This window comes from Methylobacillus sp. DLP286 (assembly GCF_056636515.1).
On the sequence record NZ_CM153145.1, the window covers coordinates 769,614 to 790,458 of the forward strand.

The window sequence follows — 20,845 nt, forward strand, 5'->3', positions numbered from 1 at the left end:
CATGGCGAATTGGACATTGACAGGGGATTTGGGTGCAGGGAAGTCCATTATTTCTACGGGAAAGATCATGGACTTCCTCGCGGCTGGTCTGCCAGTAGCAACCAACATGGACATTTACCCGGAAAACTTCCTTCCTCCAAATTCAAGGGCAACGCATGTCAGACTTCCGGATTTTCCTAGTAGCGATGATCTTTGGGCTCTTGGTATGGCATCAGCAAGCCGCGATGAAAGCACGTTTGGCCTCGTCGCACTCGATGAGCTCGCCGTTTTTCTTAACTCCCGAGAGTGGCAAGGCAAAGCCAGGGATCAGGTAATCAAATACCTGCGCCATGTCCGCAAAAACCATTGGCATACGCTCTTCATCACTCAGGACATCGAGTCCATAGACGCCCAGGCGAGAAGGGCGCTCATTGAGCATAAAGTTGTCTGCAAGCGCACTGATAGACTCAGCATCCCATTTCTTGGCCCTTTCCTTCGCTTGCTCGGCCTGAAAGGTAGATTGCCTCAAATTCATATGGGCATTGTCAGGTACGGCAAGCAAGACTACTCCCCAAAGGTTGATACTTGGTGGTATCGCGGCAACAAGCTTTATGATGCCTATAACACTGACCAGGTATTTACGGATGAGGCTGAACGGGACCTCACGCTGCAAGGCTACATCATCGATCAGTCAGGCAAGCGCCAGGTCAAGGAATATCAAGCGCAAGTCACAGGCGCTTTTACCGTTTTAAGCCCCTGGCATCTCAAAGGGCGCTATATGTCCTTTTATCAACGCTGGTCATATGCCATCAATGCCTTTGCCGGTGTGTCCATCGCCGTGTTTGCCTTGTTCTCTTGGATCAGCCACGCAAACAACGTCAAGCCTCAAACCATCGCCACTGTGCCTGCTGCCTCTATCGAGGAAATTAAGGGCTTGATGGACCTGGGCGACCATTTCATCATCACCACAAAAGCCGGATTAGTGCTCGAGTCCTGGGAGTCCAGGAAAGACGCTACCGGCACTTATTATAAGGTCGGTCAATCATGGTACAAAAAGCCCTCGGAATCCTAATTCTCACATTCCCGTTCTTGGCCCAAGCCGAAGTCAATCTCGAATTCGCGGCCGTCACCATCCCGGAATTTGCCCAAACCGTCCTAAAGGGCATCATCAAGAAAAACTACATCCTGTCGCCCGATGTGCTGACCGATGGCCGCACCATTACCGTATCGATCAAGGCCGCGAAAGAAGACAAGCTCCAATCCCTGGTGGCTGACGTCCTGGAACAAAACGGTATCACCTTGCAGGAGCGCTCGGAGTATCTATATCTGACTCGAAATCAGGCATACGCTGCCACGCCTCAAGCGCTGCCAGGCGACATTCAGCCCGCGTCAATCGACCATGAACAGCCTATCCAGGAACAGCCACAAGCCGCGCTGCCCTCTGACCTGCCCGTTTACTCCTACCGGCCTCAATACCGGGACCAGAGGGAAATAGGGGAGCTGCTCAAGTTTGCCGGTGCCGAAGTCCAGGCCATTACCGATGATGTCGTCTTCTATCGTGCCGATGAAAACAAGCAGGACATGCTGCAAACCATCCTGGCTGAACTGGATCGCCCGTCCAATGAAGTCGTCGTCAAAGCCTATATCTATGAAGTCACCAACACCGTGCGCGATGTGAACGCTATCTCGGCAGCGGTTAGCCTGCTTAATTCCAGGCTAGGCATCACGGTCGACAATGGCGCTACTCAATCCAACCAGCTCAAATTGTCCCTTCCTAATATCGAAGTCCTGATTTCCGCGTTTGATTCGGATAACCGCTTCAAGCAAGTGAGTGCACCATCGCTGCGGGTCAAGAATGGCAAGAACTCCCGGTTTAGCGTGGGCACGGAAACGCCGACGATTAGCTCGACCACGCAAACTAACAACGGTAACCCGGTCCAGTCCATCATCTATAGGCCGTCAGGCGTCATTCTTGAAATCACGCCTAAAATCCTCGCTGAAACGATTGAGCTGGACATCACGCAACAAATATCCAGCTTCCAACCCACAACAACAGGCGTGAATCAGTCGCCAACCCTGCTAAAACGTGAAATCAAGACGGTAGTGAACACCAGGGACGGGGAATTGATCCTGCTCGGCGGCCTGAATGAATCCAGGGTAAGCAAACAGCGTCAGGGCTTGGGCTTCCTGCCTCGCCTGTTCAACGCCAACACTGATTCGGATGAGAAAAGCGACATCCTGCTAGTCATGCAGGTTCAACGGTTGTAATGCAGACCATGGCCTATCAATTTCGTCACCTGGGCGATTTGAGGCCCGAGAGGGCTGTAGCGAAGCGGAACCCAGGCGTTACCCCGGCTGCATGCTGTCCCTTGCCCTTTAGGGTCGTGCCGTCGTCCGGCACGAGGACATGCAGTCCGCTTGCTGAGAGTCAAGGTGCGCTGACCGCACGCGGTAGCGCGCGGCAGCGCGCCTAGATTCATCTTACGGACACATAACGGAAAAGAAGAGGGAAACGCCCGAGGAATAGGGCACAAGAAGTAAAGGGTAGGGAAGTAGTAGACAAAAAAAAATGGGCTAGTCCGGGTGCAACCGTCTAGCCCTGCCGAATCACCATCTTGAAGGAACTGACTCGACATGCTGAATAGTGTAGCACATGGAATAGATGCAAGCTTTAAAATGACTGTCCGTAAATTCCCGGAAGTCATTGAAGTAACAGTAAAACCCGTAAATCATATGCTGGAACTGGCTCGTAGCCGCTCCCATGGCCTGAGAAAAGCTCCATTGCCCGAATCACTCAAGCCAGAACTGCCAGAGGAAGAAAGGGCGCGTAAGGATGAAGAAAACAAAACCCGCGCCATTCGTAGAGCCAAGCAAAGCATCAGGTGGCTAGTGCATCGCCTCAAGGCCGATCACCTGGTGACATTGACCTACCGTGACAACATGCAAGACACCGAGCAATTGAAACGCGATTTCGACCAATTCAGGCGCTTAATGCTCGCCAGGTATCCAGACTGGAAATATGTTGCAGCTAGGGAACGTCAGGATCGCGGTGCCTGGCACTTGCATCTAGCCGTCCAAGGCCGTCAGGACATCAAATACATGCGCACCTGCTGGTATAAAGTCCTAGGCTGCCTAGGGGCTACTGGCAAGGATGTCATGGGGCAAGTTGATGTCGTCGGCCCCAGAAAACGCTTTGGACAACCCAAAGGCACTTGGAAAAGCGCTAAGCTCGCGTGCTACCTCACAAAGTACCTGGATAAATGCTTCGATATGCACGAACACTCCAGCAAGCGCTACTGGTCAAGTAAGGGCGCTCCAAAGCCCGAGATAACCCAGCACTGGCTAGGCTCCCAAAACATCACGGAAATGATCAAGGACGCCTTCGACATCGCCATGTTGCACGGCCTCGAAGACTTCCCGGCTCAAATCATGCAATCCAGGGATCGAACGTTGCTATGGCTATCGGGGGCGAGAAATTTGAAGTTATCTTTTTCACCAATGCCAGCTTGAAGCTTTATAAATAAAAAAATCTCCTAAACGTCTGCGCTTAGGAGATTGAGGGAACATCCAGCATCAGACAAATCGGAGATGTATTTTCACACATCGCGGACGTTCAAATGCAATTCTGACCGGGAAAAATTCCCTGGTCAATCGGAAATGGTTACATATAGCCTACATTTAGGCTGTTTATAACCATTCCTTAAAACAAGCCATATATAGGCCTTTTCAGACGCATTTAAAAAGACGTCTTAAGGGTAAGGTATCAACAACAAGAAAAAAATCGCTCGTAGAAATGAGTTATCAGCCAAAACAGTCACATTATGTTGATGTCCCGGATTGGGCTACCAAATTAAGGCACTTATATTGGGTGATTCGTGTTGAGCGGCACTCGAAAGTAAAACGCCGTCGATACTACAGATATGTATTCAAGGAAAAGCTGAGGCTGGTAGAAATGGGATATGAACAGGAACTAGTGAATGCAGTGTGCCGGTACTATTGCGAACTGAGCATCGTTAGCGGCAGGCGTTTGGAAGAGGTCATGTCTAATCCAAGCCCTCAAATGAGGTTTGATTTCAGCCAGGTCGATGATAATGACTTGCCCATTGATTTTACATAACACACATTATACGAAATTAAGGATGCGTATGCGGCGTCTCCTCTCAAGGATGAAAATGGCAATTTTTTGCCGATACTTTACGTGTAACTGGCACGTAAAGTTAAAATCTTGCAGTTGATATGTAATAAGTCTATTGTTGAGCTTCCGTAAAAAAACAAGGAACGTACTTATGGCAGATATTGCAATCGGGGCGGTTGTTGTATTAAAAAGCGGCGGCCCTAAGATGACAGTCAAAGACATTTATGAGGAAGATAATGCAGTGCTTGCTCAATGGTTCGATGACAAAGGGAATGTACATGAAGAAATTTTTCCAATTCCTGGACTAGATCTTTAATTTCAAAATTTAAAATCAAAAGCCCCAATAGGGGCTTTTTTCTTGTCTACAGGGCGCGTTAAAACGGTCGACTTGGTACTGAGATATCAATTCACGCGGAAAAATGCCTCTAAGCGCTGTAAATGCCGTCAGTCTACATGGTGGCCTCAGGCGGCCCCCATACCCCCGCAATCAACTGCGGTCTTTTTCCAAACGATCAATAGCATTTTGAATGGCAACACCTGTGCGAAGGTTCGGATTGAGCTTGCGCTCGTATTCGATCAGTCGGCGGGCTTTTTCCTTGTCACCACGGCAAGCAGTGACAAGGCGCTGCATTTGGAAGTCTAGAAACGAAGACGGGCGCTGATCAGCACCCGGATTTAACAATAAATGCCACAGTATGAAGCAAACGGCGATAACGACTAAGCCTGTTACGAGGATCATCATGCCCGGATTGTTCTATAAATACGGTTTCCGGGCAAGCCTGCTATGTCTCCGCCTCGTCGTGCCTCCTCGTTGTCGCCTCCGCAGGCATACCACGCCCAGCCCAACGGTGTTCAATACCAGACCGGCAAGCACTCTCTGACACATCCAGCCTTTCGCCCTCATCGCCATAGCAACGGCATTCACCCCGGAATTCGACACAGGCGGCCACAACAGGCCAAGCAACCGTGGAGTCGACTAGGCGCAGAGATTTGGTCACTATTACCGTTTCCTGATCGGGCTGCACGCCCTCTTGTCCCTGCTCTTGCAGCTTGGCTTTTTCCGCCTCGACCTGTTCCGCTGTCATCGCGGTCACGGTTTGGGTAATGACTGGTGCCTGCTGTTCCTGAACGACTTCGACTGCTTCTTCCTGCTTAAATATACCCATCTTGCCCATGACCCGACTAACGGCGCTATAGCCCAAGATCGGAATAATGATGAGCATGGCCACAAACACCTTAAACATCCACGGCGTTCTGTGTTTGACCTTGGTATGCAGGCTGGCAGACTCGTACAACTCAAACGACCCGGCAGGAATGGTGTATTTGCTGATAGTCGCTGTTGAAATGGCGGACTTGGTGGAGGGATTTTCCTGCCATTCGGGCCACTCGTTGAGCGTGCGGCCTTTCCACGTGCTACGGATATGGATGTGCTTAGTGACCAGCGCCCGGACGGTCTTATGAATCAAATGCGGGTATTGCGTCATGATGACGAAATCCAAACCATGATGTCGATGTTCACATAGATATTCTATGTAGGGTTCCATCGTCGTGCCTGCTGGCTTCCACGACTTTTGCACCTCGTCGACCACAATCAATGCGCCCTCTTCAAAATGCTTCAAGAGCTGGATTTCATCTTCATCATCGGGGTTTTTCTTGGGTTCGAGCTCATGCCAGCGCTCTAGCTCTTTTCTGGTGATCTGGATGGCTGGCAATGTCAGTTTGGGGATACCGCAGTAGTACACCACGCGTTTTTCCACCTCTGGCCTAATGTAATGCCACACCACATGCGAGGTCTTGCCGTTGCCCGGCTGGCCGGTGATCAGGGTAATCATTTAGGAATGACACCGATCTTGGACATGCTCAAGACAGTCACGCGGAAGGCCAGAGCGCCCGCAACAATACCAAAGGCCTCCCCTACTCCACCAAGGCCAGCGAAAGCCGCAATATAGCCAGTTAAACCAGCATAGGACGACTGGGCAAAGGAGATCGCCCGTTCCATGGCCGTTGCAATGCCGATATAGGATATGACACCGACACCGGCGCCGGCCAGCATTCGCTTGGCAATGGCCCCGGCAGATTCTGTGAAGAACGTTCCAAGCAGGAATTTCATGTGCGCAGCGCTCCCGAAATGATGTAAGCAGCAGCTAGGAAAGCGATGATGAGAACGACTGGCCGCAACATGGTGAGGCCATCGCAAACGGTATGAACGGGTATCGTCACAGATTTACCCAGGACGGAAACAGCAGGATCACCGGGACAAGAGCCACCGCCCCAAGATTCATAATCGAAGGTATCAGGCACTTCGAAACGATCTAAATCCTTGTCTTGGACATTATCGATTTCTATGTCCTGGTCTTCTTTAGGCTTCTCGCTTTGATCTTCATCGTTTGGCAGGGTCGTATCCTGCACGGTAGTGGTGGTCGTATTGTTGGTGATGTTGGTTTCCGTGATGGTGGTGGTTTCAGTGATATTGACCGTGGTAGGGCCGGCAGGCGTGACCGTAACCGTTGTATCTGTAGTCTTAGTGCCGATTGGCTCCCCTGCCCCATTCCGTATCGTTTCAGTGGTAGAGCCGGCAGGGCTAGGCACGGTCTTAGGGTCGATTTCAGGCGTTTCCACCGGGATAGGCTCACCACCATCAATCAGATCAGGGATGATGTCCGGCGTATTGAGTTCAGGCACGTCATCAGGGCCAGGCCATTCATTGGGCGGGATTGGCAAACGCCTATCAGGGTTGTTTGGCTGGCAGGTCGCGCCGTTCAGGGTGTGAGTAGCCGGGCAGTTCCAAATACGAGTGGCAGGGCCAAATATGCCTTGAGTATTGCCCTTAGTGTCTAGAATCGTCATTAATACTTGATTATTCGACAATGTGCAGCTTTGGATAGATACCATGACGAACCCATTGCTTGTCGCAGTCAGCGGCGCCATAAAATCACAGGCCTCCGTGTAGGTCGAGAACTCCCGGTAGGGATAGCGGCCGTTTTGGGTGTTGGTAGCAAACCGGATGTAGGGCATGGGCTTGCTGGCAGGATCGGTCAATGTCCAAGTGGGTGCGGAAGCTGGATCGTCAGGATCAGACGGACCAGAGCAGATATCGGAATACTCACATAGTAGACCCGCAGCAGTGAGACCTAGCCCCAACGGCCCAACACGTTTAGCCAGGTTGAGTGCAGGACCTGCCAGCTTATTCAAGCTGACCGGGGTTTTCTGATTAACCGTGATAGGAACACGGCCTTTTGTGGTCGGTGCATTGATGTCGCGGGCGTTGTTTTCCATACCGGGCCAAGCGGGCCGAGGCGGTGCGCGTTCATCGGCTGGGAAATAGTAGAGCTGGTCCCCGACCGGGCGGATATATTGCGGCGTGCCGATTTCAATGGTGGCAGCCTGAGCAGTTGCCCCGATCAGGAGCAAGGGAATCAGGGCTAGGAGTTTCATTTTGTCAGTACCAAGGCGGCGATAATGAGGGTAGCAACAATGGCTTGGGCGTAGAGGTCAATGGGCATTATCTGATTGGCCTTTTGAGAATGGACATACACCAAGCGGCAATGATGACACCAATGCAGAGCCACGCTAGTTGCATGGCATCGGCATATTGGGGAGTGCATTCAATCAGGGGCGGGGTGACGTCGATCTGGCGACTAAACGCGCCATCGCTTGTGATGATGGAATAACCGGTTTGCGTTGGTGTGCAGGTAATGGCTTTGCCATCGGTAGTGCTAACGGGACATGAAGCAGCCATATGTTGATATAGCTGCTCCACTTCTCCAAAACACAGATTGTTGTGGAGATAGGCCATTTTAGTGCAAGGGCTTACGCATCCAGGCGAAGGCAGCGATACCGACAATCACGGCCAAGATCAGACCGCCAATCGTGCCCACATCTTCAACGGCGGTACTGATGGCGGTTGTCACAGCGGTTGGCACTTCTGCCATTGCGGACATGGAAGCAGTGGCAACAACAGCGCCAACAGCCACGGAAGCCTGACGGCCATACTTTTTAGCAGCATTGAAAGGTTTCATTTTTGAATCTCCAATAGTTACCAGTGTGCGACTGGCAGCGCTCTCCCCTTTTGGGTTGATCGGTTTGGGCCACGGAGGGCAGAAATTCGGGTGGTAATACATCAAGCCGCTCTTAACTCAGGCTTTTTGAACTGTTGCTGCCAGTACCATTCCGGGGCCTGGGCTTGTTGAAGCTCAATCACTTCAAAGCGGATATTGAGGCGGGTTGCGGCGCTGGGCTGCTTGATGTCTATGCCGTATTGCAATAGCTGTTTACGCCAGTTACGGCGGGTTCTTTCGGCATAATTGGTATCACCCCACACATCAACACCAGAGCGCCAATCACGCGCAATCCTGCCGATATTGCCGGGGATTTCTTCCAGAGGGGTGCGGACTGCCTGCCCGCGCTTGAGTACGTCTGAAAATCTGTTGTATACGACATTTTCCATGGTCGGCACCTCGTTTAGCTCTTCGTCCCACACAACCCAATGGTTGTGCTTCCAGTCGTTAATGTGTCTAAGGCCGTTTTGTGTCAGATAGCGGGATTTCAAACTGATTTCATGGCGCACTATCCCTTGTTCGCGCACCCATTCTTTAACCTCATCTGATACGTCATCGCCGAGCGAGTCGGCCTTGACGTACATCTTGCCGTACCAATACTTGGAGCCTTCGCCCCAGGTCACACCGTTTTCGCCGTACTGCTTGGCATTGGCACGGCGTCCAGAGTCTTGTCCGGCGAAATAATGGATGAGTCGCGCAGCGTTCTTTGGGGAACCTGCTGCATAGTTTTTGGTGAGATCGACCCGCGTAATGACGCAGCCGTTTGCAATGTAAGCATCGCCTCTCGTTGGAATGTTCCGTTCATGTGTGAACGGAGGGAGGCCCATGATGTCGAGAATTGCATTAGCCCGGTCAATACAAGCCAGGACGCTAAAACCAAACACGTTATCGGGGCGGCCCCAACGGCCAATATTCCCGTCAAAACTGACTCGATGCCCATCGCATTTAATCCTCACTTTTGTCCCGTAGCTTCCCTCGTAATTGAAGTGACGGTCGGTTGTCCACTCGATCGCGGACGTATCGAAGATCGTCCGCAATTCGCCGGTTTCCGGGTCTATGAATTGCTTGACTGCATCAGCCTCAAACTGAGCTACGCAACCATCGTTGAGGACGGGAAGCCCGCCCCCGCCGTGGTTTTGATAGCAACTCAGCCAGTCGCAGAACGCGCCAGACATTTAGGCAGCCTTTGAGGACTCGACAATCTTGAAATCGACGACTTGAGAATCCATGCCACGACCAAAGCGGCCTGGGATGTTCTCAATCGTCAGGTCAAGGAAAAGACCTGACCGGGGAAAAGTGATGGATAAGAACTTGGAAAAAGCATCCGGGGATACATTCAGGGTGCCTTGTTGCTGCCCTGCCCCTACCACTGTCCGGTTGTTGTTCTGGACTTGGTCAATCGGGCGCAGGTAATACAACTCAGCAATGTCGTAGTTATTGCCAGTGTCGCGGGCCTTGCCTGATGATCTTGATACGCCTATCGCATGTACTCGCATTTTGGTTTCCTCTGTAGGTGCTTCGGAAATTCGAAGTAGGAGAAGCATAATTCTAAAAATCGAACGTTGTCAATACGGAAATTCGAAGTATTATGTGAGGATGAAACAGGAGCTAATGATGGAAACTGTAGAAATGCTAGATAAATGCAAGGAAAAGCTAGGTGTATCAAGCGATTACGCCTTAGCTAAAGAATTGGATATCAGGCAAGCAAGACTAACAAGCTACAGAAAAGGAAGGGAACACCCCGACGTGTATGTTTGCTTTAGGATCGCCGAAATTCTAGGGGAAAGTCCATCAAGCATCATTGCTCAAGTTGAAGCAAAAAACGCTAAAAATGAAAATAAGGCTTTGTATTTTAAGCGTTTTTTTTCGATGGCGGTGTTGTGGATAAGTTTGGTGCTAGTGTTGCCGGGCTTCACAGGTTCCTACGGCACCGCGTACGCAGCTGGAAACACTCTTGAAACCCCCGCCGTTATTGACTTTACGCCACATTATACGAAGTAATGCGTAGATGGATCAGGAGGGCCAAACGCCGTTTGCTCAAAAATGAGCGATACTTTACGTGTAACTGGCACGTAAAGTTTCTGTAGGATCCGGCAGCGAGATCTTGCGGCCGCAAAAACACAAAAGCCCCAAACGGGGCTTTTTTATTGTCTACAGGGCGCGTTATAACGGCCAGCTTGGTACTGGGATATCAATTCACGCGGGAAAACGCCTCAGAGCGCTGGAAATGCCGTCAGTCTACATGGGAGCCTAAAGCGGCCCCCATACCCCCGCAATCAACCGCGGTCTTTCTCCAAACGATCAATAGCATTCTGAATGGCAACACCTGTGCGAAGGTTTGGATTGAGCTTGCGCTCATATTCGACCAGTCTACGGGCTTTTTCCTTGTCACCACGACAAGCAGTGACAAGACGCTGCATTTGAAAGTCTAGAAACGAAGACGGGCGCTGATCAGCACCCGGATTTAACAATAAACGCCACAGCAGGAAGCAAACGGCGATAACAACTAAGCCTGTTACGAGGATCATCATGCCCGGATTGTTTTACAAATGCGGTTACCGGGCAAGCCTGTTACACCTTCTCCTCCTCGTTCCTCGTCGTCGGCGGCTGCACAGGCATGCCGCGACCAGCCCAACGGTGCTCGATACCAGACCGGCAAGCACTCTCTGATACATCCAGCCGTTCGCCTTCATCGCCGTAGCACCGGCATTCCCCTCTGAACTCAATACAGGCAGGAACTTTGAAAATTACCGCATGCGGGTCTTGGCTCAGTGCGGTTGGAACGGTGTGATTAACCGAGTCTAGTGAGTGCGTATCCCCCGATAATGGGGTAGAGCCTGAAAACATATAAAGGAAACTGGCGGAAGCGGTGACATTCACATTGGCTACTTATCTATATGATCTAAATAGATAATTATGAGTTCGAATTATTGATTACCCCACCCCTTACCCACCTCAAAATTTATTTCGGCATATACGCAACATCCCCTCCGGAAGTACTTTGTCTGGTTGTCATTCACAAAAAAAAGTTGGCCTCGGGAAACATGTAACATCTGTAACCTGTTAAGGAAAAAACTTCGAAAAGCCGCGTCAGTACTGGCTCTAAGCCAAATCAGGAAAACGTAACTTTTATGTAATCTCAACGTAACCAGATTACACTTAGAAAAGTAATATTTTATAAAAATTAAATTATTAACAATCAATAACATAGAAAAATATTACATTTGAGGTTACATAAAATTACGTTTTTTTGTAACCTAAATTATTCAATTTATTCAGCATGTTACATAATAAAAAATCTCCAGGTTACAGATGTTACATGTTTCCCGAGGCCAACTCTTTTTTTAATGAGATTCCCTCCGAAAAAGTCTTTCGTATGAATTGCATAAGTAGCGCGCATAAGTCTGCATAAAAGAACTCTCCCGACCATCTCCGCAAGCCCACTACTCGCCCGGCTTTTCATCAGGGTCATGCACGTGCATATTTTTTAAGGCATCAAGCGCGCAGGCGCGGCGGGGTCACGACGGCGCGCGCGGGGTCGCGACAGGCAAAAAAAATCCACCTGGTCGGTGGATCGTGATTGATGCAAATGATAGTGATTATCACAAGGGCATGGCAGGCTCTGGATTCAACCCTATCGATGGCTTGTTGAACTGGATAACAGGAAGCCCAAGCCAGTCGTTTATCTCTTGCAGGCGCTCCATTAAAGGTTCGATCTCAGCCACTGCAAAGACCGTGAATGCCTTCTCGATGTCCCCGAAGCCTCCACTGTTGGACGGTACCACGCCAACCAATTGTGGCGGCGTGCGGTGCATCGCCAGTTGGTCGTCACGCGTCACGTTCTTGATGTTGAAAAACTCATCCTTGGCGGCCACCTCACTGACCGGGATGAGTTGGATGCCATCCTTTTTCCCGTTTGGAGCATACATGAACAAGTTACGGAAATTGCCTGGCCCCTTGGAGTTCTTCATCGCCTCCCGTAAAGCGTTGATGTCTTCTTCCTTTTGCGCCGCGTCGGTCATGTAGAGAATGAAGCCAGCATGGCTGCCATTCCGATAGTATTTGCGGCGGAACAAGGTCGCATCCTCGTTGAGCCAGGCTGAATTCAGGGCTGGGATGTATTCTGGCAAGCCGTACACCTCCTGGTTGATATCAGGCTCCATCAAATGGAACACCGATCCGCGCTCGAGCTCGACCTCATTTTTGTATCCAGTGACAAAGAAAAATTGGTCGAGCTGCTTACCACGTCGCATGTACTTGGCGAGCGGTATCTCGAGCCGCAACAGATCGCCCAGCCTGTTTTCGATGGCCTGGGCATAGGCATTGCCGAAGATCATATATTCCAGCGCATAGCGGCTGAAGTCCGCCTTGCTCAGGTACTTGTTGGGAATATACGCCCGAACCAAAAGGTTGCGCTTCAGCAGCAGCGGACTGGCATGATGCACACTGGATCGGAACGAGCGTGCCAGCCCATCCAGGGATATCGGCGGCTCGTACCATTTGGCGAATGGCACACACTCCAGATATTCAATAATCTCGCGTTTATCCAACACGGGAATCGGATCGCCAAAGGTGAACACCTCGGCCTGTGCTGGCTTGTTGTCCCTGGTCTTGACTCTGGCTTTACTCATTCTGACATCTCCATAATGCTGCTACTGGTTGAACTTGCACCGTCCAATGGCTCATTGGCGAGCGCGTGCATGAGAGCCCAGGCGATATCAGCATGGCTGACAGCCTTGGATCGCCCGGCAGTGAAAGTGACCTGCCTGCCGCCTGGGGTAATGGTTTTCTTGATGGCCATGAAAGCCTGGGCGAGATCCTTCCAGTCGGCATCAAACTCCAGCCGTCCCTTGTTGATCACGTTCTGAGCCTTCATTACCAAGTGCGATTTGACTTCCGGGTTATAGGAGAACGACCGCACATTGGGGTGGAACTTGGTGACCAGCTCATACACGCCATACCCGATGCCGGTGATATCAATCCCGATATAGGTGACGTTGTACGATTCGCATATTTTCTTGATGGCCTGGGCCTGCGCCTCGAAATCCTTGCCCTTCCACTGATGTCGCTCAAGCACCCGGAATTTGCCGCCAGGGACTTCCGGCGGCGCCACCACCACAACCCCGGCGTTATCCCCGGTCAAGGCTGGGTCATAGCCGACCCACACCTCCTTATAAGCCAGAGGCCGGATCGCAAACGGCTTGAAGTCATCCCACTCCGCCCAGCTGTCCACCATGCAACTCTGCATCGCAGCCAGGGAAAACACGCTCTCGCTGTCGTCAATGAACATCGCCATGAAAAGATTGCGAAATTCATCCGGGCTATATTCCCTCTGTATTTGGTCGAGGTCGAACAGGTTGCAGCCGCCCTCCATCGCATCTAGCAGCGTGACGATTTGACGGTATTGGCCGTCGCCGCAATGCAGGCCCTTCGCCAGCGCATCGTGCGTAACATCGAACTTGGCCTGTTCAGCCTCTGGCCTGCCCTTGTTGAACAGCGAACCATCCCAGAATGGATAGGCCTGATGACTCAGCGTAGACGGTGTGCTGAAATAAGTCTGGCGCCAATGCTTGTGCGCCGCCATGCCAGAAGCGGTCTTGCGCAGCTCCTGGAAATTGTTTATCCAGAAGTACTCATCCACATAGAGATTGCCGTGGTAGCTCTGCGCTGTCTTGGAGTTGGTGCCGAGGAAATACAACGTGGCCCCATTGGGCAGTACGATCGGGTCGCCCTTCAGCTCGACATCTGCCGTATCCCGCGCAAACTGGATGATGTACTGCTTGAACACATGCGCCTGGGCCTTACTGGCTGAGAGAAAAATCTGGTTGCGGCCAGTCGTCAGGGCATCGATGAATGCTTCGCGGGCGAAATACCAAGTGGCGCCGATCTGGCGACTTTTGAGGATATTACGGATCCGTTCCTTGAAGCCGGCGCGGTACCAGGTGCGCTGATAATCAAATAGCCCATCCTTGAAACTCGTAATCAGCCGACTTTCCTGCTCTTCCGTAATCGCATTCTTGCTGGGAGCCTTGCGAGGCCCCTTGTTGCGGTTGGCCACGTTTGGGTTCAGGTCCGCCTCATTACCCGTCTTCTCGTGCTTGCGCACGCGGCTGGCACGTTCCATCTGACGCATCAGCAAGTCTATTTCCTTGAAGTCCTTACCCTCTTTCTGGTCCTTCAAGGTGAGCTGGATCAACCTGGACTCGATCGACGCCTCCACACGCTCCAGAGGTGAGGTTTCATCCCACTTATCCCGCTGCTTCCAACTGTGCAGCGTAGGCACCTTCTCGCCCAGCACCCGAGAAATATGCGAAATACGGTATCCCTGCCAGTACATGAGCCTGGCCTGGATACGCGGATTGATATCGATCACTTGTGACATGCAGGGCATTGTGCAAGAGCGTTTATGCCCAAGCCCTGTCCTTATGTTCTGAAACTCGCGCTTAGAACAAGCCAGCGTTGAATTCGCTATCCCATGTATTGATCATGTCCTCATTTACAGCACAGCCAGTGCTCATCAACAAGCCACGAGGTCAACAATGCCAGTTACCAAACCAGTTCGAGTTGCCGTTGAAGGTCAAACCATCGATGGGCGCACCATCAAGCGCGAGGAAATCGAGCAAATGGGGCGGAACTATGACCGCACCAAGTATGGCGCCCGTATCTGGCTTGAGCATATCCGCGGCATCCTGCCTGACAGCCAATTCCGCGCCTACGGTGACGTACTGGAAACACACTCAGCCGAAATCGAGATTGACGGCAAGAAGAAGCTAGCCCTGTTCGCCAAGCTGGACGTCACCGAAGAAATGGTCGGCATCAACAAGGCTCGCCAGAAAATCTATAGCTCCATCGAAATCCAGCCCAATTTTGCAGGCTCTGGCGAGGCTTACTTGGCCGGCCTTGGCGTAACAGATAGCCCAGCCTCGCTCGGCACCGAAGCTCTCAAGCTGTTCAGCAGTCGCAAGTTGCAGCCCGAAAACCTATTCTCCGAAGCGATTGAAACTCCCATCGAAATCGAGGCAGAAACCACCAAAACCGATGACGGCCTGGGCTTGAAGCTGCTCAATCGCGTCAAGGAGCTGTTAGGCGTCACCCAGGCTGGGAACCAGCAAGATCTCAAGCAATTCAGCGAGGCCATCACCACGGTTGCCGATAGCCAGAAGACTCTGCTGGAAAAATTCGCATCGCTTGTCGGAATGGGCGACAAGGTCACCAAGCTGGAAGCTGATCTAAAAAAGGTCACAGAGGATTTCAACGCCCTGGCCAGCAAACTGAGCCAAGAACCCAAGCCGCCTGCACAACCAACCCGACCAACCGCTACGGGCGGCGGCGACATCGCCAAGACCGACTGCTGAGACCCACGCCAACCCGCCATAAACTGAGGAAAAAACATGCGTAACGAAACACGAGAACTCTTCAACGCGTATCTGACACAGATCGCGGCATTGAGCGGCGTGCCCACAGCCGAAAAGAAATTCGCTGTCGACCCATCGGTCCAGCAAAAGCTGGAAACCAAGATGCAGGACACCGCTGAATTCCTGGGTCGGGTCAACATCATTGGCGTCACGGAACAGCAAGGCGAAAAACTCGGCCTTGGTGTCGGTAGCCCTATCGCAGGCACGACCAACACAGAACTACAAGACCGCCTGACAACTGACGTCACCGTCATGGACGCACAGGGTTACATCTGCACCCAAACCAATTTCGACACCCACATCCGCTATGCTCTGCTGGATGCCTGGGCCAAATTTGCCGATTTCCAGACGCGCATCCGCGATGTCATTCTCAAGCGCCAGGCGCTCGATCGCATCATGATCGGCTTCAACGGTACCAGCCGCGCAGCAACCAGCAACAAGGCGAATAACCCGTTGCTGCAGGATGTAAACAAGGGCTGGCTGCAAAAGTTACGTGATAACGCCCCTGAGCGCGTCATGACCGAAGTAGTGGCAGCCTCTGGCGTCATCGAGATTGGTGCAAACGAGGAATTCAAGAACCTCGACGCCCTGGTGTTCGACATGGTCAACAACCTGATCGATCCTTGGTACCGCAACGATTCCGATCTGGTCTGCATCCTTGGCCGTGGTTTGATGGCTGACAAGTACTTCCCGCTGGTCAATAACACCCAGCCTCCAACCGAGCAGCTGGCCGCCCAAGTCGTCATGAGCCAGAAGCGTGTCGGTGGCCTGCAAGCGGTTACCGTGCCCTTCTTCCCTGAAGATGCCATTCTGGTGACCCGATTCGACAACCTGAGCATCTACTACCAGGAAGGCGCACGCCGCCGCACCATCGTCGATAACGCCAAGCGTGACCGTATTGAAAACTACGAGTCGAGCAACGATGCGTACGTGGTGGAAGATTACGGCCTGAGTGCATTGGCCGAAAACATCACCTTAGCCGCATAAGGAAATAGACTCTATGACAAGCCCAGCCCGCCGCCATTACCTGCGCACAATCGCTGCGCGTGGTAGCAACCCAGCACAAGAGGCAGAACGCCCCCGCGAGAATGCCTCTGAGTACGAGCTCCTACTGTCGCGGCTGGCTGAGGATCGCCGTACCCTCAAGACCATCCAGTCCCAGGAGCTCAAGGCCAAACGCAAGGCGGAAATGGTAGGCCAATATGCCGACTGGATCGCTGGCGTGATCGAGGGCGATAGCGGCGCTCAGGACATCGTACTGACCACCATTCTGGTCTGGCTGATCGATACCGGTGACATCAAGGCAGCCTTGCCGCTGGCGGAATATGCGATTAAGCACAACCTCAGCCTCCCTGATCAATATCAGCGCCAACTCCCTGTTGTATTGGTGGAAGAGTCAGCCGATCTATCGCTGAAGCAGCGCGAGTCAGGCATCGATATCGACAGCCTCAACAAAATCGCCGAACTCACTGAAAAGTCGGATATGCCCGACCAGGTTCGCGCAAAACTCTTCAAAGCCATTGGCCTTGGCTTGTTTGATCTCACCAGCAAAAATTCTATCGAAATCAACGATAAAAAAGAGGGTTTTAATAAAGCACTTGAGAATTTCCAACGTGCTTATCAATTAAACCCGAAAGTCGGCGTAATTAAAGATATTGAAAGGCTTCAGAGCACTGTCAAGAACTTGGCCCAAGCATCGGCCTAAACGAGCGTGTCCCGCAGCTGATGGCGGAAGGTGAACCGGGTAGTTTGTCTCCCTTTCTCACCCGCTTCACCTTCCCCACCATCAAACCAGGAGCCCCTATACCACCATGTCATTCAGCGCCACAGGCAGCACACAGCAGGATGGAATCGAGATCGCCGGAGATGGATTCTTCCCGGCGATCAGTCCATCTGCCTGCCGCATTGCCATGCGCCTGGATGGCACCATTACCCCAGAGCGGCTACGCAATGAACTCATCGAAGCCGTCATCAGCGTCAACGAGCAACTAGCCGCCTGGAAAGCGACGCAACGCGCCGCAGGACACCTCCTCCTGGAAGATATCCCCGCTGAAAAGGTGGACGGCAACAGCAAGTATTACCACCGCTATATCCGGGCGGTCTATTGCCTGGCCGCCGCCACGCTCCACGAGCGCTACAAAGGGTATGACGCCACCAATGCCGGCAACCAGCGCGCAGACGACAGCGAACCCACCATAGACGAATTGCGCCGCGATGCCTATTGGGCCATCAGCGAAATCCAGGGCAAGCCACGCACTGTGGTAGAGCTCGTATGAAAGTCATGGCCCTGCAGGGCGATACCATCGACAGCCTCTGCTGGAGATATTACGGCCGTACCGAGGGCATGGTCGAGCAAGTCTTATTGGCAAACCAGGGCCTGGCCTTCCAGCCCCTGGAATTACCCCTGGGCACCATGGTGGAGCTACCAGACGCAGCCTCCGAACAACCGAAACAAACGATTCAACTGTGGGATTGAGCATGGATATCTACGACACCGCGAGCGAGCTGGAAGCCAAGGCCCGTGAGCTTTCCCTCAAGTTCCGCAAGCCAGAGCTGGAGTACACGGGCCAATGCCACAACTGTGAAGAAGGGGTGCCTTCCCCTGCCCGTTTCTGCGACACCAACTGCCGAGATGACTATGAACTTCGAGAGAAGCAAAGCCATGCCTGATAAAGACCCATCAACCTACACCATGATCACCTACGCCTGGATAGTCGCGCTGGCTGCATGGGGCGGCATCGTCAATTTCATCAACAAGGTCCGCCAGGGTGAGGCACGCGCTTGCAACATTGCGGAATTCATCGGCGAGATCGTCACCTCTGGCTTTGCCGGCATCCTGACCTTCTGGCTGGCAGAAGCGGCAAACATCAACCCGCTCATCACCGCGGCCCTGGTCGGCATCAGCGGCCACCTCGGCAGCCGCGCCATTTTCCTCATGGAAAGATGGGCCACCTGGAAATTCTTCTCGAAAGTCGACCCGAAATGAACTTGCGCATAGGCTCCACCGGCGATCTTGTCAGCCAGCTAGAACACCTACTCTCGATCGAGGGATACAAGCTCAAGCAAGATGCCCTGTTCGACGAAGACACGGAAACCGCAGTCAAGCATTACCAGGCGCGCATGCGCCTTGTGGTCGACGGCATTGCCGGTCCCAAGACCTTGCAGACACTGATCAAGCGCGAGAAGGACCCGCGCTACCTGACCATGTCTGAAATCCAGGCCGCGGCAAAAAGTCTCAATGTAGCCGTCGAATCCATCCTGGCCGTCAACGAGGTCGAGAGCCGCGGCGCCGGCTTCCTGGAAGATGGCCGCCCCGTCATCCTGTACGAACGCCACATCATGTACCGCCAGCTCGAGGCGAAAGGCAAGGATGCGGACGCCATCGCCGCCAAGAACCCCATGGTTAATGCCCGTCCAGGCGGTTACAAGGGAGGGAGCGCCGAATACATGCGCCTTGCATCCGCCCAGCACGTGGACATTGAAGCCGCACTCGAGTCCTGCAGCTGGGGCGCCTTCCAGATCATGGGCTTCCATTGGCAGCGCCTGGGCTACAGCAGCATTCATGATTTCGTCGCCAAAATGAAAGCCAGCGAGGATGAACAATTCTTCGCCTTCTGCCGCTTCATCGAAACCGATCCGGCCTTGCACAAGGCGCTGAAGGGCAAGAAATGGGCAGAATTCGCCCGTATCTACAATGGCCCCAACTACAAGGCCAACCTCTACGACGTCAAGCTAGCCCGTGCCTATGAGCGCTATGCCAGCCTGGGCGAAAAGGCCGCCGCATGAACCAGCTCATCATCGGGGCGGTCATGGTTGCTGCGCTGGCAGGCTCCGGCCTCTACATAAAAGCGCTCAAGGCAGAACAGGCAACCCTCACCTACGAGCGCGACGAAGCACTGCAAACCATCAACGCCATGCAACAAGGCCTCAACGCCTTGAACGAGCTCAACCAGAACAATCAGCGCGCTCAAACCCAGCTTCGCCAGAGAATCACCCAGGTCAATGCCAGCATGGCGGACCGGGACCAAACCATCGCCCGCCTGGAGGATGAAAATGAAGCCCTCAAGCTATGGAGCAATACTCCTCTTCCTGACGACGTTGTCGGCCTGCAACAGCACCCGGCATTTACCGGCGCCGAAGATTATGAACAATGGCTGTCCGGACGTGACCCGCTGCACCCTGCCAGCGAACAAGGCCAGGAGCAACGGCGAGCTGCGCAAAGCCCTAGATAACGCCGAAAAGGCCTGGCATGAATGCGCAAGCCAGGTCGATATGGTCTACAACTGCCAACAACGCCTTAAGACACAATGAACAAGCCTCAATCGCTACGTCACTTCCTGCAGGATAAAGTCCCCACTCTGCGCAACCGTCCGGACGACTTCCTGACCTTCATTGAGTCCGGCCAGCTGGTCAGCACCAAAGGCGGCAACCCCTCGTTTGTCTATCACTACAGGCTCATCCTGGTACTGCTGGATTTCAACGGCCATGCCGATCAACTGATGGTCCCGCTCATTATCTGGCTGCGCGCAAACCAGCCCGACATCCTGACCGGCGAGCCCAACGGAAAAATTGCATTTGAAGCAGAAATACTTACCAATCAAACCGCCGATATCCAGGTATCGATCGAGCTTACCGAAAACGTCGTCACTCGCCTGCAGGATGAAGCAATTAAGACATATCATTGCGGCGAGCCATCTATTGATGATGTCCCCGGCCCCATCGATTGGGCTGCATTCACCGGACCAATCGAAGTATCTTCCGGCACGTGCCCCCCATGAGCGATCCGTTAGACCGAATCAACGCACCGTTCCAGGGCTTGATTGAAAGCCTCGCGCCTACCAGAAGGCGCCGGCTGGCGCGGGAGCTTGCCAGCAAACTCCGGCAGAGCCAGGCCAAACGCATCGCCTCCCAGCGCAACCCGGACGGCTCGCCGTTCGAGCCCCGCAAGCCCCAAGCCAGAAAAAAGCGCAGCAGGATCCGGCGTACCATGTTCAGCAAGATGCGCACCACCAAACACCTCAAGACCATGGCGACCGACAGCACTGCAACGGTGTTATTCACCGGGCGTACAGAGCAAATTGCCAGGGTTCACCAGCTCGGCCTTCGCGACCGTGTGAATGCGCGCCGGCAGGTTTTTGCCAAGTATCCTAGCCGCCGACTGATGGGCTTTACTGCCGATGACATCGAAATGGTCCAGGACACCGTTATCACCCACCTGTCGAAATAATCATGTTCTAAGCGCGAGTTTCAGAACAAGC

General features: G+C 52.8%; 26 protein-coding genes and 1 pseudogene. 17 read left to right on the forward strand and 10 right to left on the reverse strand.

The genetic code is table 11. The annotated features are described in order from the left end of the window. Position 1 precedes the first annotated feature (1 nt). From ACWXTG_RS03580 to ACWXTG_RS03595, 4 genes are all read left to right on the forward strand, one after another. Positions 2-1,051, forward strand: coding sequence for a zonular occludens toxin domain-containing protein (locus ACWXTG_RS03580; protein ID WP_480220713.1), 1,050 nt, complete (start codon positions 2-4; stop codon positions 1,049-1,051). Beyond that, positions 1,024-2,247 (forward strand): type II secretion system protein GspD, encoded by a 1,224-nt coding sequence (locus ACWXTG_RS03585; protein WP_480220714.1) that lies wholly within the window; start codon positions 1,024-1,026, stop codon positions 2,245-2,247. Before ACWXTG_RS03580 ends, ACWXTG_RS03585 begins: the two co-directional genes overlap by 28 nt. A gap of 366 nt (positions 2,248-2,613) precedes the next feature. Then, entirely contained in the window at positions 2,614-3,489 is an 876-nt protein-coding gene (locus ACWXTG_RS03590; RefSeq protein WP_480220715.1) for a rolling circle replication-associated protein, read from the forward strand. Positions 3,490-4,265: 776 nt separating this feature from the next. Then, positions 4,266-4,430 (forward strand): DUF2158 domain-containing protein, encoded by a 165-nt coding sequence (locus ACWXTG_RS03595; protein WP_480220716.1) that lies wholly within the window; start codon positions 4,266-4,268, stop codon positions 4,428-4,430. A 171-nt stretch (positions 4,431-4,601) separates the two neighbouring features. Here the strand turns inward: ACWXTG_RS03595 and ACWXTG_RS03600 are convergent, their stop codons facing one another. The 7 genes from ACWXTG_RS03600 to ACWXTG_RS03630 form a co-directional block, all read right to left on the reverse strand. Further along, positions 4,602-4,856: a hypothetical protein gene (locus ACWXTG_RS03600; RefSeq protein WP_480220717.1), complete on the reverse strand. Its 255-nt coding sequence runs from the start codon at positions 4,854-4,856 to the stop codon at positions 4,602-4,604. 40 nt (positions 4,857-4,896) lie between these two features. Further along, complete coding sequence (locus ACWXTG_RS03605; RefSeq protein ID WP_480220718.1) at positions 4,897-5,946, reverse strand: zonular occludens toxin domain-containing protein; 1,050 nt, start codon at positions 5,944-5,946, stop codon at positions 4,897-4,899. Next, positions 5,943-6,224, reverse strand: coding sequence for a DUF2523 family protein (locus ACWXTG_RS03610; protein WP_309565288.1), 282 nt, complete (start codon positions 6,222-6,224; stop codon positions 5,943-5,945). Before ACWXTG_RS03610 ends, ACWXTG_RS03605 begins: the two co-directional genes overlap by 4 nt. Beyond that, complete coding sequence (locus ACWXTG_RS03615; RefSeq protein ID WP_480220719.1) at positions 6,221-7,549, reverse strand: virulence factor TspB C-terminal domain-related protein; 1,329 nt, start codon at positions 7,547-7,549, stop codon at positions 6,221-6,223. The genes ACWXTG_RS03610 and ACWXTG_RS03615 overlap by 4 nt, the downstream gene beginning before the upstream one ends. Before the next feature lie 362 nt (positions 7,550-7,911). Continuing rightward, positions 7,912-8,133: a major capsid protein gene (locus ACWXTG_RS03620; protein ID WP_480220720.1), complete on the reverse strand. Its 222-nt coding sequence runs from the start codon at positions 8,131-8,133 to the stop codon at positions 7,912-7,914. 101 nt (positions 8,134-8,234) lie between these two features. After that, the gene (locus ACWXTG_RS03625) at positions 8,235-9,347 is read right to left on the reverse strand and encodes a phage/plasmid replication domain-containing protein (RefSeq protein WP_480220721.1); all 1,113 of its coding nucleotides are present in this window, start codon (positions 9,345-9,347) and stop codon (positions 8,235-8,237) included. Further along, complete coding sequence (locus tag ACWXTG_RS03630) at positions 9,348-9,668, reverse strand: hypothetical protein (RefSeq protein ID WP_480220722.1); 321 nt, start codon at positions 9,666-9,668, stop codon at positions 9,348-9,350. Positions 9,669-9,783: 115 nt separating this feature from the next. Between ACWXTG_RS03630 and ACWXTG_RS03635 the strand changes: the two genes are divergently transcribed. After that, complete coding sequence (locus ACWXTG_RS03635; protein ID WP_480220723.1) at positions 9,784-10,173, forward strand: helix-turn-helix domain-containing protein; 390 nt, start codon at positions 9,784-9,786, stop codon at positions 10,171-10,173. 275 nt (positions 10,174-10,448) lie between these two features. On the opposite strand, the gene ACWXTG_RS03640 is transcribed toward ACWXTG_RS03635, so the two are convergent. The 3 genes from ACWXTG_RS03640 to ACWXTG_RS03650 form a co-directional block, all read right to left on the reverse strand. Beyond that, entirely contained in the window at positions 10,449-10,703 is a 255-nt protein-coding gene (locus ACWXTG_RS03640; protein WP_480220724.1) for a hypothetical protein, read from the reverse strand. A 1,071-nt stretch (positions 10,704-11,774) separates the two neighbouring features. Then, positions 11,775-12,803 carry a phage portal protein gene (locus ACWXTG_RS03645; RefSeq protein ID WP_480220725.1) on the reverse strand — a complete coding sequence of 343 codons (1,029 nt, stop codon included), beginning with the start codon at positions 12,801-12,803 and terminating at the stop codon, positions 11,775-11,777. Further along, entirely contained in the window at positions 12,800-14,554 is a 1,755-nt protein-coding gene (locus tag ACWXTG_RS03650) for a terminase ATPase subunit family protein (protein ID WP_480220726.1), read from the reverse strand. Before ACWXTG_RS03650 ends, ACWXTG_RS03645 begins: the two co-directional genes overlap by 4 nt. 157 nt (positions 14,555-14,711) lie before the next feature. On the opposite strand from ACWXTG_RS03650, the gene ACWXTG_RS03655 reads away from it, so the two are divergent. The 12 genes and pseudogenes from ACWXTG_RS03655 (at position 14,712) to ACWXTG_RS03710 (ending at position 20,814) form a co-directional block, all read left to right on the forward strand. Further along, complete coding sequence (locus tag ACWXTG_RS03655; RefSeq protein WP_480220727.1) at positions 14,712-15,527, forward strand: GPO family capsid scaffolding protein; 816 nt, start codon at positions 14,712-14,714, stop codon at positions 15,525-15,527. Positions 15,528-15,563: 36 nt separating this feature from the next. Next, on the forward strand, positions 15,564-16,574 hold the full coding sequence (locus tag ACWXTG_RS03660; protein ID WP_480220728.1) for a phage major capsid protein, P2 family: 1,011 nt from the start codon (positions 15,564-15,566) through the stop codon (positions 16,572-16,574). Positions 16,575-16,587: 13 nt separating this feature from the next. Then, on the forward strand, positions 16,588-17,292 hold the full coding sequence (gene gpM / locus ACWXTG_RS03665; protein ID WP_480220729.1) for a phage terminase small subunit: 705 nt from the start codon (positions 16,588-16,590) through the stop codon (positions 17,290-17,292). Positions 17,293-17,398: 106 nt separating this feature from the next. After that, positions 17,399-17,863 (forward strand): head completion/stabilization protein, encoded by a 465-nt coding sequence (locus ACWXTG_RS03670; RefSeq protein WP_480220730.1) that lies wholly within the window; start codon positions 17,399-17,401, stop codon positions 17,861-17,863. Continuing rightward, positions 17,860-18,063, forward strand: a complete 204-nt coding sequence (locus tag ACWXTG_RS03675; protein WP_480220731.1) for a tail protein X — start codon at positions 17,860-17,862, stop codon at positions 18,061-18,063. Before ACWXTG_RS03670 ends, ACWXTG_RS03675 begins: the two co-directional genes overlap by 4 nt. Positions 18,064-18,065: 2 nt before the next feature. Next, a complete protein-coding gene (locus tag ACWXTG_RS03680) occupies positions 18,066-18,257 on the forward strand; it encodes a hypothetical protein (protein ID WP_480220732.1) in 192 nt (63 codons plus the stop codon). Further along, positions 18,250-18,573, forward strand: coding sequence for a phage holin family protein (locus ACWXTG_RS03685; RefSeq protein WP_480220733.1), 324 nt, complete (start codon positions 18,250-18,252; stop codon positions 18,571-18,573). Before ACWXTG_RS03680 ends, ACWXTG_RS03685 begins: the two co-directional genes overlap by 8 nt. Further along, a complete protein-coding gene (locus ACWXTG_RS03690) occupies positions 18,570-19,373 on the forward strand; it encodes an N-acetylmuramidase domain-containing protein (protein ID WP_480220734.1) in 804 nt (267 codons plus the stop codon). Before ACWXTG_RS03685 ends, ACWXTG_RS03690 begins: the two co-directional genes overlap by 4 nt. 23 nt (positions 19,374-19,396) lie before the next feature. Then, a pseudogene (lysB, locus tag ACWXTG_RS03695) lies at positions 19,397-19,759 on the forward strand (Rz-like lysis system protein LysB); the annotation flags it as partial. Continuing rightward, on the forward strand, positions 19,641-19,898 hold the full coding sequence (gene lysC, locus ACWXTG_RS03700; protein WP_480220735.1) for an Rz1-like lysis system protein LysC: 258 nt from the start codon (positions 19,641-19,643) through the stop codon (positions 19,896-19,898). The pseudogene lysB and the gene lysC, both read left to right, overlap by 119 nt. Next, positions 19,895-20,365 carry a phage tail protein gene (locus tag ACWXTG_RS03705; RefSeq protein WP_480220736.1) on the forward strand — a complete coding sequence of 157 codons (471 nt, stop codon included), beginning with the start codon at positions 19,895-19,897 and terminating at the stop codon, positions 20,363-20,365. The genes lysC and ACWXTG_RS03705 overlap by 4 nt, the downstream gene beginning before the upstream one ends. Then, positions 20,362-20,814 (forward strand): phage virion morphogenesis protein, encoded by a 453-nt coding sequence (locus tag ACWXTG_RS03710; RefSeq protein WP_480220737.1) that lies wholly within the window; start codon positions 20,362-20,364, stop codon positions 20,812-20,814. The genes ACWXTG_RS03705 and ACWXTG_RS03710 overlap by 4 nt, the downstream gene beginning before the upstream one ends. Positions 20,815-20,845 lie beyond the last annotated feature (31 nt).

Bases quoted from the DNA above. Each gene is read 5' to 3' on its own strand.
- ACWXTG_RS03615 (WP_480220719.1), bottom strand. From the start codon at position 7,549: ATGAAACTCCTAGCCCTGATTCCCTTGCTCCTGATCGGGGCAACTGCT.
- ACWXTG_RS03660 (WP_480220728.1), top strand. From the start codon at position 15,564: ATGCGTAACGAAACACGAGAACTCTTCAACGCGTATCTGACACAGATC.
- ACWXTG_RS03635 (WP_480220723.1), top strand. From the start codon at position 9,784: ATGATGGAAACTGTAGAAATGCTAGATAAATGCAAGGAAAAGCTAGGT.
- ACWXTG_RS03595 (WP_480220716.1), top strand. From the start codon at position 4,266: ATGGCAGATATTGCAATCGGGGCGGTTGTTGTATTAAAAAGCGGCGGC.
- ACWXTG_RS03655 (WP_480220727.1), top strand. From the start codon at position 14,712: ATGCCAGTTACCAAACCAGTTCGAGTTGCCGTTGAAGGTCAAACCATC.
- ACWXTG_RS03640 (WP_480220724.1), bottom strand. From the start codon at position 10,703: ATGATGATCCTCGTAACAGGCTTAGTTGTTATCGCCGTTTGCTTCCTG.
- ACWXTG_RS03680 (WP_480220732.1), top strand. From the start codon at position 18,066: ATGGATATCTACGACACCGCGAGCGAGCTGGAAGCCAAGGCCCGTGAG.
- gpM (WP_480220729.1), top strand. From the start codon at position 16,588: ATGACAAGCCCAGCCCGCCGCCATTACCTGCGCACAATCGCTGCGCGT.
- ACWXTG_RS03650 (WP_480220726.1), bottom strand. From the start codon at position 14,554: ATGTCACAAGTGATCGATATCAATCCGCGTATCCAGGCCAGGCTCATG.
- ACWXTG_RS03685 (WP_480220733.1), top strand. From the start codon at position 18,250: ATGCCTGATAAAGACCCATCAACCTACACCATGATCACCTACGCCTGG.
- lysC (WP_480220735.1), top strand. From the start codon at position 19,641: ATGAAGCCCTCAAGCTATGGAGCAATACTCCTCTTCCTGACGACGTTG.
- ACWXTG_RS03710 (WP_480220737.1), top strand. From the start codon at position 20,362: ATGAGCGATCCGTTAGACCGAATCAACGCACCGTTCCAGGGCTTGATT.
- ACWXTG_RS03645 (WP_480220725.1), bottom strand. From the start codon at position 12,803: ATGAGTAAAGCCAGAGTCAAGACCAGGGACAACAAGCCAGCACAGGCC.
- ACWXTG_RS03705 (WP_480220736.1), top strand. From the start codon at position 19,895: ATGAACAAGCCTCAATCGCTACGTCACTTCCTGCAGGATAAAGTCCCC.
- ACWXTG_RS03610 (WP_309565288.1), bottom strand. From the start codon at position 6,224: ATGAAATTCCTGCTTGGAACGTTCTTCACAGAATCTGCCGGGGCCATT.
- ACWXTG_RS03600 (WP_480220717.1), bottom strand. From the start codon at position 4,856: ATGATGATCCTCGTAACAGGCTTAGTCGTTATCGCCGTTTGCTTCATA.
- ACWXTG_RS03690 (WP_480220734.1), top strand. From the start codon at position 18,570: ATGAACTTGCGCATAGGCTCCACCGGCGATCTTGTCAGCCAGCTAGAA.
- ACWXTG_RS03605 (WP_480220718.1), bottom strand. From the start codon at position 5,946: ATGATTACCCTGATCACCGGCCAGCCGGGCAACGGCAAGACCTCGCAT.
- ACWXTG_RS03675 (WP_480220731.1), top strand. From the start codon at position 17,860: ATGAAAGTCATGGCCCTGCAGGGCGATACCATCGACAGCCTCTGCTGG.
- ACWXTG_RS03580 (WP_480220713.1), top strand. From the start codon at position 2: ATGGCGAATTGGACATTGACAGGGGATTTGGGTGCAGGGAAGTCCATT.
- ACWXTG_RS03620 (WP_480220720.1), bottom strand. From the start codon at position 8,133: ATGAAACCTTTCAATGCTGCTAAAAAGTATGGCCGTCAGGCTTCCGTG.
- ACWXTG_RS03590 (WP_480220715.1), top strand. From the start codon at position 2,614: ATGCTGAATAGTGTAGCACATGGAATAGATGCAAGCTTTAAAATGACT.
- ACWXTG_RS03585 (WP_480220714.1), top strand. From the start codon at position 1,024: ATGGTACAAAAAGCCCTCGGAATCCTAATTCTCACATTCCCGTTCTTG.
- ACWXTG_RS03625 (WP_480220721.1), bottom strand. From the start codon at position 9,347: ATGTCTGGCGCGTTCTGCGACTGGCTGAGTTGCTATCAAAACCACGGC.
- ACWXTG_RS03630 (WP_480220722.1), bottom strand. From the start codon at position 9,668: ATGCGAGTACATGCGATAGGCGTATCAAGATCATCAGGCAAGGCCCGC.
- ACWXTG_RS03670 (WP_480220730.1), top strand. From the start codon at position 17,399: ATGTCATTCAGCGCCACAGGCAGCACACAGCAGGATGGAATCGAGATC.